7 protein-coding genes are annotated in these 12,238 nt (G+C 33.9%); 4 read left to right on the top strand and 3 right to left on the bottom strand.

Translation table 11 applies throughout. The features are described from left to right. Positions 1-44 precede the first annotated feature (44 nt). Together lipB and DG435_RS08360 are read left to right on the top strand one after the other, a co-directional pair. On the top strand, positions 45-761 hold the full coding sequence (lipB, locus tag DG435_RS08365) for a lipoyl(octanoyl) transferase LipB (protein WP_106795177.1): 717 nt from the start codon (positions 45-47) through the stop codon (positions 759-761). Between the two features lie 263 nt (positions 762-1,024). Continuing rightward, on the top strand, positions 1,025-1,561 hold the full coding sequence (locus tag DG435_RS08360; RefSeq protein WP_108840588.1) for a hypothetical protein: 537 nt from the start codon (positions 1,025-1,027) through the stop codon (positions 1,559-1,561). Between the two features lie 75 nt (positions 1,562-1,636). On the opposite strand, the gene DG435_RS08355 is transcribed toward DG435_RS08360, so the two are convergent. From DG435_RS08355 to DG435_RS08345, 3 genes are all read right to left on the bottom strand, one after another. Further along, on the bottom strand, positions 1,637-5,293 hold the full coding sequence (locus DG435_RS08355; RefSeq protein ID WP_108840587.1) for a reprolysin-like metallopeptidase: 3,657 nt from the start codon (positions 5,291-5,293) through the stop codon (positions 1,637-1,639). A gap of 285 nt (positions 5,294-5,578) precedes the next feature. Continuing rightward, positions 5,579-8,047, bottom strand: coding sequence for a hypothetical protein (locus DG435_RS08350; RefSeq protein WP_106795160.1), 2,469 nt, complete (start codon positions 8,045-8,047; stop codon positions 5,579-5,581). 137 nt (positions 8,048-8,184) lie between these two features. Continuing rightward, a complete protein-coding gene (locus DG435_RS08345; protein ID WP_106795161.1) occupies positions 8,185-8,787 on the bottom strand; it encodes a ribonuclease HII in 603 nt (200 codons plus the stop codon). A 340-nt stretch (positions 8,788-9,127) separates the two neighbouring features. On the opposite strand from DG435_RS08345, the gene DG435_RS08340 reads away from it, so the two are divergent. Continuing rightward, positions 9,128-10,753 (top strand): leucine-rich repeat domain-containing protein, encoded by a 1,626-nt coding sequence (locus DG435_RS08340; RefSeq protein ID WP_159098249.1) that lies wholly within the window; start codon positions 9,128-9,130, stop codon positions 10,751-10,753. Between the two features lie 292 nt (positions 10,754-11,045). Beyond that, positions 11,046-12,062, top strand: a complete 1,017-nt coding sequence (locus DG435_RS08335; RefSeq protein ID WP_159025821.1) for an IPT/TIG domain-containing protein — start codon at positions 11,046-11,048, stop codon at positions 12,060-12,062. Positions 12,063-12,238 lie beyond the last annotated feature (176 nt).

The raw sequence follows: 12,238 nt of genomic DNA, 5'->3' as shown, positions 1-12,238 counted from the left end.
AAAATTATCGTTTCACTTTTTTTTATGATGTATCTTTGTGAACTATGAATAAAAGAATTCAACTCCAGGATATTGGCCGTAAAGATTATAAAGAAACCTGGGAGTATCAAGAAGCTCTTTTTAAAGAGATTTTGGATATAAAAATCAAAAACCGAAGAGAAGATGCTGGGCTTAGTACACCAAATTATTTTCTTTTTGTAGAACATCCACATGTATATACTTTAGGTAAAAGTGGTGATATTAGCAATCTGTTATTATCAGAAGAGCAATTAAAAGAAAAAGAAGCTACATTTTATAAAATCAATAGAGGGGGAGATATCACCTATCATGGCCCTGGGCAAATTGTAGGGTATCCAATTCTTGACCTCGATAATTTCTTTACCGATATCCATAAGTATCTTCGTTTTCTCGAGGAAATGGTTATCCTCACTTTGGCAGAATATGATATTAATGCCACAAGAAGTGAAGGAGAAACCGGAGTATGGATTGATGTGGGTACTCCATTTGCTCGTAAAATCTGTGCTATGGGAGTTCGTGCCAGTCGCTGGGTTACGATGCATGGTTTTGCATTAAATATTAATGCTAATCTGGGGTATTTTGATCATATTATTCCTTGCGGGATTAAAGACAAAACAGTTACATCATTACAAGTCGAATTAGGAGTAGATCATGTAAATGTAGATGAGGTTAAAGAAAAGCTGCTAAAGCATTTTAAAACACTTTTTGAAGCAGAATTTGTAAAACAAAAAACCAAAATTTAAATCTTCAGTTTTTCATACTAAAAAAGTTAATCCTGGGTTTTTATATACAGAAGTAGTTTAAACTTTTTTGATTGAAGTGAAAAACAGTTAGTTTTTATTCATATTGAAGACTTTTTTGCACTTCATAGTATTGCTATGAAGTAATAAAAAGACAAAATAGTGGTGAAAAGGAGCGTTTTGGAGCCAATTGAAAAAAGTTTAAACTACTTCATAATAACAATCTGATCTTTTTACAAAAGAAAAGATTAAAATTATAATTAGAAATGAAGGTATATACTTTTCTTAGTGTTCTTACGCTGGTATGCGCATGTAAAACTCAAAATACAGTCGATTCTTCAAAAGAAATAGCGGTTGTTTCTGAACATCAAAATGATAAGAAGCATTGCCCGGAAGGCGGAAACTGTAGTATCAAACTTCATAAGAATTCTTCGATGGTACTAAAAAAAGATACCACAGGTAGATATTACCCGGTTATCGAAAAAGGAGATGGGATTGTTATCGAATTTAAATTTTTAATCAAAGGACCTGAAGGTACTGCAGATGGGGATTATTCTGAAACAATACATTTTGAAATCAATAAAACTACAGAGGCTCTAAACTTAGAGGGGGAGAAGTTAGAGCAGGTACATTTACTTTTTGGAAAACACTGTTTTTGTAGAGGAGAGGCAGGATATTATAAAGTTAAAGATGGAAATCTGGAGCTTCAAAAATCAAAAGACGAAATCAATATTGATGTATCGTTTAGAATACCTGAAGTTTCTCACAAAATCTTTACCATTAAAGAAAAAATAAAACTTTAACCCGGATTTGGCTTTAAAAAAGTAAGCGATGTATTTCTCAATACATCGCTTACCATAATTAACTATTATCGAATATTACTCTTGTACAAATTGAAAAGATTTGTATTTACCTTCACCTCCAGGGTTAAGTTTTAAAATATATAATCCCGATGGTAATGCACTGGTATTGATTGTTTTTTGTACTAATTTACCCTTCATTACGATTTTTCCAAGAATACTTACAATCTCATATGAAGTATCTTTTTTAGAAACGATTACATTTAGTAAACGATCTTTTCCTACTGGATTAGGGAATGCAGATATTTCTAGTTGTTTTGTAGTGATTGTACCATCAATGGTTACTAATGATCTTGCAGAAGGACTACCGATTGTAAATGTTGTAGCTTCAGAAGTTCCAAAAGATCCTCCAGAGGCTATTGTAGTTCCTTCTGATGTAAGTGTATAGGAACCATTACCATATGCACAGCAAATTCCATCACCATACGTATCATTAAGTGTAAAAGTATAAGTTCCTGGTTCTAAGCACTCTGTGATTGTTAATGTTGATCCATCAGGCTGAGTATCATATGTTCCTCCAGACGCAACAACTTGATTGTTACTATCAGCAATTTGCCAGCTTGTCTCTTGTGGGTAATTATCAAAATTAAGAGTTAATAGTACATCTGTACAGGTGGTTTGTGATCCTCCTTCGCTTAGACTCACATCATCTATTGCCATATCACCTTGCCAGGTAGTACCTGTAACACCATTAAAACGTAATTGTACAGTAGCACCTAAGTATGCACTTAAATCTACAGTTGCCGGTTGCCATGAATTTCCTTGATTTCCTGATTTAGACCAAACTGAAGTCCATGTAGCACCATTGTCATTACTCGCTTCTAATGCTAAGCTACCCATAGTCGAAGCACCATACATATGATACTTAAATGAGAAATTAGCTTTTGTTTGAGCCGTCAAATCAAAACAAGGAGAATTAAGAATCGCTCTTTTGGTTGAGTAATTAGGTGTAGACGATTCCATATATACATAATAAGCTCCTTCTACAGCACTAGAAGGTCCAGTGTTTCTTGATGGAGTTCCGTTAGCGTCTACAGTCCAGTTAAAATCATCTCCAGTTGCCTGTTTCCATGCTCCAAGAGTATTTTCGAACCCTTCGGTATATGGGAATGATGAAATCTCTCCGGTACAAGAAGAACCTCCTGTATCTGGAAGAGTCGTAATATTTACAGTATTACTGGCGCTAGATTCGTTACCCGAAGCATCTTTTGCCTTAACACTAAAGTCATATGCAGTATCTGGTGATAATCCAGTAGCCTGATAAGAAGTAGTAGTAACGGTTGTGATCACTGTAGTACCTCTATAAACATCATATCCGCTAACACCTACATTATCAGTAGAAGCATCCCAGGAAAGATCAACAGTCGTCTTTGTAATATTAGAAGCTGCTAAATTAGCAGGAGTTGTTGGTGCCTGAGTGTCTGGTTGCGAGAGCGTAGTAGCATTGGCAGTATTACTGAAATTAGATTCATTACCTGCTGCATCCTTAGCTTTTATTCTAAAACTATATGATGTATTAGCTGTTAACCCGGTAACCTGGTGCGAAGTAGAGGTTACTGTTGTAATTACAGTATTCCCTTGATAGATATCATATCCTGTAACTCCCACATTATCTGTAGCAGCATTCCAGTTAAGATCAACAGTAGTTTGTGTGATATTTGAAGCAGCTAAACCATCAGGAGTTGTTGGTGCCTGAGTATCTCCACCAGTTCCTCCAGAGATTTCAAAATTAGCATTAGAAATATCATAGAAAATGTTTCCGGATCCTCGAACCATTATTCTGTTCTGTGTTCCTACAGCATTTGGAACAGTGATGCTATGAGAACCATCATTAGGTACTGCAGAAGCAATTGTTGTTGTATACGTATTTCCTCCATCGGTAGATAGTAAAATATCTACGTTTGCAGCATTAATACCATTAGCAGTTGTTCCTGCTACATCCCAGGTAACGGTTTGTGTAGATCCCGAAGCCCAGTTAACATTAGTATTGGGTGCATTAACGACAAAAGGCCCAGCTGCACCTGCAACTGTTATTTTTGAATCGTCGCTGGCACTACTAGCACCACCAGATGCATTATCTCTTACGGTAAGTCTAAAATTCATTGTTCTGCTTACAGAAGGAACAACCTCCCAGGTAGAAGACGTTTGTCCAGAAATAACTGTAGGTAATGCTGGCATATATCTGTCGGGTGATGCATTTGGAGTCAAAGATCTAAAAGCAGGACCGTTTGTCGACGTAGCAACAGGTGGCATGGTTGCAGGTTGTGCATCCATTTGCTCCCAGCAATAGGTAAGATTATTCCCCGAATTAGCATCAGATCCATTACCTTTTAATACAAATGGAGTCGAAGCCGGGATGGTGTAATCCTGTCCTGCATTGGCAGTAGGAGCAGCATTACCAGTATTACTTTGAGCACCACATGTACTGTTTCCCTGTGAAATATTCTGCCACATTTCCTGGATACTGATTGCATGAAAATAAGCATCACTATTATTTTGTACGTTTGGAGTACAAATACCAGCATACCCCATAATCGTAGAAGCACTTCCTGGCTCTACAGATGCATTAGATCTCTGGCAACTATTATTTTGAGTGTGATTTCCACCATATTGATGTCCCATTTCATGGGCAACATAATCTACATCATATGCATCTCCGATAGGGCGACCACTTCCTGTGATTCCTCGTGCTTTAGAGTTTGTACAAGGAGATCTAAGCTGCGCCAATCCTCCTCCTCCTGTGCTAAATGCATGTCCAATGTCATAATTGTTAAAACCTATTGCATTGTCACAAACAGTCTGACTTTCATTGATTAATGCACCAGCATTACTGTTACTTAAGTTGTCAGTATTTGCATCTAGAAAAATAATATCTGTATTATTATTTACCAATACCATGGTTAAAGCAAGGTCTCTTTCAAAAATACCATTTACTCTAGTCATAGTAGTATTTACAGCAGAAAGTACAGCTTCTTTTTTTACCTGATCAGAAGCACCCGAACTTATTCCTTGGTTGTTTATATGAAATTGTGAATATTCCCCAGTACATGCGATAGCTAGTCTAAATGTTCTTAACTTACCGTCATTAGCATTTTTTAAAGCATTGAATTGCTGATTAGAAAAGTTTGATTTAACGTTTTCTTCAACAAGACATTCAAAACTATTAGGATCTGCAGGTAAGTCTGCTTTAGCATAACAGATATAACTTCCTTTATCTTTTGTATATGGATCGATGTAAATAGTTGAATGATTTCCTGAAGTTATCATGGCGTGTAAACCAATTTTAGAAAAACTAAATCTGGCAATAGATGTAGGGTCATCAATCCCATAACCAACAAAAGATTGGATACTGGGAAATCGTTTTGCTAGTCCTTCTTCAAGAACAGAAGCTTCAAGAATTCTAAATTTTTGTAATACTCCTTTTGCAGTTGGGAGTTGGATTACAATACTTGAACTTTTTTGCTGTACCCTTGATGGTGTACGTTGCAAGATAGATCTTAACTCTGTAGTGTTTAAATTAAATAGTTGATACTTAGTTGGAGTTGTTTTTCTAAGCTCTTTGGATTTGGCTTGTGCTTTTGCAGGAGATATGGGACTCCATAGTTGTGCATTAACACTAATACTCACGAGTAAAAACGTGAGTACCAGTATTTTGTTAAAAATACTTGTTTTCATAATTGAGTTTGGTTTGTGTTAGTAAATTTGTGTCGTTGGCTGTACAACTCCTAATAATGAAATTTAGTGCCTTCAAAATGATATTTAACATAAAATAATAATAATTTACATGAAATCTTAATTTAATGTTAAGGAGAATATATTAGTTTATTTCTTTAAAGTAGTATAGGGAGAATTAGTAAAGCCTTATGTGTTATGGTTTTATGTGTAAAATGAGTTCTGTGAGTAGAAAATCCAAAATCTAAATTTTGGATTTTCTACTATTGTTATTTTTTTAACAATGGATTAATTTATTTGGTAGATGAGCACGCCATTTTCTTCTCCCTGAACTACAAATTCTAGATTAGGATCTTTATCCATATTGCCTAAACTTAGTACAGAATTACCATATACCGGGAAATTAGGAAATAACTCTGCATTGCTATCGTATAAGTATACTTTTTTGGCTTGTATATCTGTAATGGTAACATAAATCTTATTATTAATAAAATAAAGTTTAGGTTCTGTGTATACTCCAAAATCGAGTTCAAGGGTTTTGCCTTTTATGGTAAGTTTATTTTCAGAAAAAGTAACCAAGGTCTTATTGGTAGCTACCATTCTATTATCCTCGTGTAAACTTAGATTTTGTTCTACAGCATTACCATCATTTTGTACTTGAATTAATTTTCCGCTTTTGGTGGTGGATGTAAATTTGTTTAGATATTGATACCATTCGTTTTTAGAAAAATCAACTTTTTCTTTTACATTAACTCGTGGTTTACCTAGTCGATCTAGGATCGTTAACTTTCCATTTTTTTCGGAAAGTAAAATATAATCTTTGGTTCCAATTCTAATATGTTTCGGCGGTAAAATAAGATCTGTTTCTGTGTTTTTAAACCTAAATCCAGTTACAGCTTTTGCTTCAGCATCAAACATTTTTATTTCATTACCCTGGGTAATAACAATACGATAACGTTTGCTTTTATCATAATCAAATAGTGCGAGTGGTTGTGTAATTGGTTTTTCAAATGTCTTAGGATATGGTTTTACATCTTTTCCATCACGATCAATCAGGTACATGGTATTAGCAGTACTAAATAATAGTTGATATCTGCCATTTTTGTAGATATCTATTTGTTGAATATCGCCGAGTATTTCACCATCGATTTGTTTTTTCCAGAAAATGGCACCTTTATCAGAAATTAGATATAGGTTGTTTTCGATGTCCTGTACTGCTACATCCATGCCTTTGGTTCTGTGGTTTTTAACAAGAATGGGTTTGGTTAGTACCTTGTTCTCTAAAGTGGTTGATGCAGTTTGCATCACAGATGTTGCCGCCCCTTTAGCTCTGTTTTTTTGTAAGATGCTATGTACATGAGCAAAATCATTTTCTTTTATAACCTGTACTATTCCTATTTGATATCCTTTATTTTTAAGAGCTTCCCATTGTGATGAATATTCTTCTTCAACATTTTCAGATATATATTCTTTTATGTTTTTGATATTACCTGCTATTAATATCGAAGATTCATCAGATAAATCTTTTATAGTTGCTTTGTAATACTCTTGATCATGGAGTAATGTCTGATTCAGGATATTGGCAATAACATCTCTAAGAGCCTTGGTAGAAGATCCGAAAATGATAAAATCATCCCGAACAAAATAATACTTGGCATCAAAATCGCTAACCAAAGGATTAAGGACTTGAGAAAAAGTAGAGGAACTTTTATAACTGTATATTGGTGTATTTCTATAGGTATCTATTTTGTCTCCTGCCAAACTTTCTTGAGCAGTTTCGGGACTTAGAGAGTTTAGAACTAATATGTTTTCTTTGTCCAGAAAAATCATGCCTATTTCAGAAACACCTGATAATATATCATCAAGATCTCCAGGGATATCTTCTAACTCCCTGTCCTGTGCCATAGATAGATTTTTTTTCAATACATCAAAATCATCATAAGTATAAGAGATAAACCCTTTTGCGGTAACAGGTGTAACTTTCGAAATCTTATTTTCTTGAGCGATAGTGTTATCAAAAATCCCAATGGTACTGGATAGCGAATCTTTTTCTATAGCAATGCCATCCAGGTACATTGCATCTTGTCCTATAGTAGCATCTGCAGATATCCAACCGCTAAAATTTTTCAAACTTTCCAGATCTGTATTAGGCAACAAAGTGTTGTGGATGTTTTGTAGTTTTTTTCCATTGACCAGCACAGATAGTGTATTCTCGGTACCAGAAACTTCATATACTTTTTGTAAATCTTTATCAATAGGAATTGGAGCAGCTTGCATTCGTATTGCATTTTCGATCAATAATTGAGACGAAGAGGCGATAAGCAGACTATCTTGTCGGGTAGCAAAAAATGATTTTCCTTTTGATGTAACTTTATAAATGGTATTCTCAGAATAATTTATAGTTTCAATCTGTTTTGTGTTCAGTGAATCGGCATTGATTACAGAAGGGTCAAATTTTGAAATATAAGTATATTCATAATCGTTTTTTCCTAGTGGAGAGAAACATAATATACTTTCAGTTTTATGAGTTTGATCTAGGATAGACAAGTTTTTGAAGTATTCAAAAAAAGCGATCTGATTATTGTTTTTGATAAAATTATTATCCCTTAATTTACTGGTAGCACCATCAAGGTCATTAATTTTTATAATGATTTGGGTATCTCTTGGAATATGATCCAGTAAAGAATTTGATTTTTTCGATGTATCGTCACAAGAAATAGCAATAAAAACTAAGAGAACTGCAACTATTTTTTTCATTATGCCGATGCGTTTTGTATTCCTGAATTCAGTTATCAAAATAAAAAAGTTCAATTTCCTGGTTTGCAAAATAGATATTCTTGTTTAATGATCGAAATATAATTGGAGTTTTTCTCCCGTAAGCGTCAAAGATATAATTATTTAAGATCTAGTGTAAGTTGTTCTGGTAATAACCTAAAGCTTTTCCTGTGATATTTGGTAATACCATATTTACGAATGGCATCTCGATGTTCTACTGTTGGATATCCTTTATTCTTTTTCCAGTTGTACATAGGGAACTCTTCATGTATTTTTTCCATAAACTCATCACGATATGTTTTTGCCAATACAGAGGCTGCTGCAATGTTTAAATATTTTCCGTCTCCCTTAATAACGCAAGTATAGGGTATATTATGATATGGCTTAAACCTATTTCCGTCTACAATGATATGTTCTGGTTGAGGTTTTAATTGCTCGATTGATCTTTGCATAGCTAGAATTGAAGCATTTAAAATATTAATCTCATCAATCTCTTCCATAAAAATATGTGTCACACCATAGGTCAAAGAGGAGTCTTCTATTATAGGTTTTAATAGATTTCTTTTGGCTTCGGTAAGTTGTTTTGAATCGTTAAGAATCGAATTATTGAAATCATCTGGTAAAATTACCGCAGCTGCTGTGACAGGACCTGCCAGGCATCCCCGGCCGGCTTCATCAGTACCGCATTCGAGAAGATCAGGATTTAGTTTTAATGTAAGCATAATACGAAGATACAGTATGCATAGAATACCTAAAAACTATTTTTTAAAATTAGTAACCTGAGATGGTAGCTATACCATAGTCTATAGAGGCAAGTTACCCATGAAAAAAGACACCAAAAACCACTAATGCCTCCTAATATTCTTCAAGTCACAAAAGTATCTGTTTATATTATATATAAGTGTTTTAAACGATTTGTGATACCTCCTGACCGATTATTGCGTACCGGTTATCTGCACAAGTTTTTATAGCATAATTGATCGATTAGTGCTGCATATTGAATCAATAATGATAGTGGATTGTAGTTATTTTGACTCATCAAATAATATAAAAATTAAAACGATGAAAAAAAATAATATTATAATACTATACAATATACTGTTATGTAGTATTCTCTTTGTGTCTTGTAGTAAAGATGATAACTCTGTGGGTGTGGTTACAACCGTTACCGTTAAAGACTTTTTAGCAACCATCAAAGATAATCTTCAAACAGGTGAAGAACTGGGTAAAATAGAAGCCACGACCAATCAAGGGGAGTTGGTGTATAGTATAAAAACCCAAAACCCCGAAGATGCTATTGCCATTGATTCTAAAACAGGGAAACTTACCGTAAAAGATGGTAGCAAATTTGATTATGAGGTCAATCCTAAACTAACGGCTACTGCTGTGGTAAAGAATGGTGAGATTATTAAAGAAGCTTCAATAGAAATTACAATTTCTAACATCATTATTTTTTCGGATGCCAATTTTAAGAAAGCGTTATTGTCTTATGATCCAAAAATTGATACCAATGATGACAATGAAATATCTATAGAGGAAGCAAAAGTGGTTGAAAGCTTGGATATCATATCAAAAGACATTAGCAATGTATCAGGTATCGAGTATTTTACTAGTTTGGTTGAGTTAGACTGTTCAGAAAATCAATTATCTAATTTAGATGTAAGTAACAGCGCAGCTTTAGAAGTTCTACATTGTGATTATAATCAATTGAGTAGTTTAGATGTAAGTAACAACACAGCTTTAGAAAGATTATATTGCTGGGTAAATCAATTGAGTAGTTTAGATGTAAGTAACAACACAGCTTTAAGGCATCTATCTTGTTCTGGTAATCGATTGAGTAGTTTAGATGTAAGTAACAACACAGCTTTAGTAGCTCTATATTGTTCTGGTAATCGATTATCTAGTATAGATGTAAGTAAGAACATAACTTTAAAACGTCTAAATTGTAGTTATAATCCATTAAGTAGTATAGATGTAAGCAATAACACAGCTTTAGTAGAGCTATCTTGTTATAGAAATCAATTGAGTAGTTTAGATGTAAGTAACAACACAGCTTTAGTAGAGCTATCTTGTTATAGAAATCAATTGTCTAGCTTAGATGTAGCTAACAACACAGCTTTAGTGGTTCTAGATTGCTGGGCAAATCAATTGAGTAGTTTAGATGTAAGTAACAACACAGCTTTAGAAGAACTATGGTGCCACAGTAATCAATTATCTAGTATAGATGTAAGTAAGAACACAGCTTTAAAACGTCTACATTTTTATAATAATCAATTAAGTAGTTTAGATGTAAGTAACAATACAGCTTTAGAAAAACTATGGTGCCACACTAATCAATTAAGTAGCTTAGATGTGAGCAATAACACAGCTTTAGAATATCTACATTGTCATAGAAATCAATTATCTAGCTTAGATGTAAGTAACAACACAGCTTTAGTGCTTCTAGATTGCTGGGCAAATGAATTGAGTAGTTTAGATGTAAGCAACAACACAGCTTTAGTAACGCTATATTGTGGTGCGAATCAATTATCTAGTTTAAATGTAAAAAATGGCAATAATGCTAATATGAAGGTTTCTACACAAAACAATTCCTTATTAAACTGTATCCAGGTAGATGATCCTGCAGCTACCTATTTAAGCGAATGGGGAAAAGATGATAGTGTTACTTATAAAACCATATGTAACTAAGCAGTATTATAACCAAAATACCTAAATTGGATTAAATTTGTCCTCTTCCCCCCAATACTATTGACCAGAATGCTCATTAATGTGATTTTAATGAGCATTTCTTTTATAACTCTAATTATTACAGGGCTAATTTCACAAATGGTTTTTTTTTCTTTTTACTCAATTATTGCATATCAGTCAATAGTAAAAAGGTTTTTATAGCGTAATTGACTGATTTGTGATGTTGATTGAATCAATAGTGAGAGTAGGTTTTAGTTATTTTGACACGTCAAATAATGTGAAAATTAAAACTATGAAAAACAACAGTATTAAAATACTATGTAATCTACTGCTATGTAGTATCCTCTTTTTGTCTTGTAGTAACGATGATGATAATACAAAGCCAAACACAGAAAAGCTAAATACCCCACCAGCAGCATTCTCATTGATTGCGGTTGCAGATAAAACTGAAGATGTAGAGTTACTTCCTACCTTTAGTTGGCAAGCCGCTACAGATCCAGATGGTGATACAGTAACATATGATCTGTATTTGGGTGCAGAAGAAAACCCCAAATTATATAAAGAAAATATAAAAGATACACAATTTGAAGCAACAGAAGAGTTAAGCGAAACTACCCAATACTATTGGAAAGTCATTGCCAAAGATGGCAACAATGGTACAGCTGAAAGTGGAATCTTTAGTTTTACAACAGATCAGGCCATAGATGTAGCTTCCTTATCCATTACTGAAGGGTTTGTAGGTACGAATATTTGGATTAAAGGAAATGGTTTTAGTGAGATTAAAGAAGAAAATAAGGTTACTTTTAATGGTGTTGAAGCAATAGTAAAACATGCTTCTATTAAAAGTATTACAGTAATTGCGCCAGATGCAACTACAGGGCCAGTTGTGGTAACGGTAAAAGGTGTCACTTTTGAGACTACTCCTTTATTTACCTATATTGGTGATGCAATGTCTTGCGAAGATTTTGGCAAACTCACGGTTACTAATTTTAAGATAACAGATACTAATGAGTTAACATATGAAATGGATATGAATAATACAGGAGATGGCTATATAGATCTAACTAATGTTAGCGTACAAAACTATCTCTCAAAAGATGATCAATTTGGCAATAACGATGATGTAGCAGCTGGTGGGTCTTTGGTGTCTTTCGGCATTGATGCTATTATAAAACCCGGCGAAACTAGGCAGTATAAGAGGACTCCTTCTTCTAATGACCAAGATAACTATGATTACCTTATAGTAAAAATTTACAGCCGTGTAGAAAATTGTACAGAGGAGACCGTTATTATAGAAAAGATCAAATAAACTCGTTTAAACGAATTTATTGCCTTGTAAATTTTAAAAGAAATTCAGAGTTGTATTCAAAATGAGGAGGATATGAGTTGTCTCTCTTCGGTTGTAACTCCATCAGTTTACATCACTGGTGGAGTTTTTTTATCCTAATTCTTGTTTTTGAACCGGTCGTAAGAATCTTGAGAAAT

This window comes from Aquimarina sp. Aq78 (assembly GCF_900299525.1).
GTDB lineage: Bacteria > Bacteroidota > Bacteroidia > Flavobacteriales > Flavobacteriaceae > Aquimarina.
This window is presented reverse-complemented; position numbering and strand designations above follow the sequence as displayed.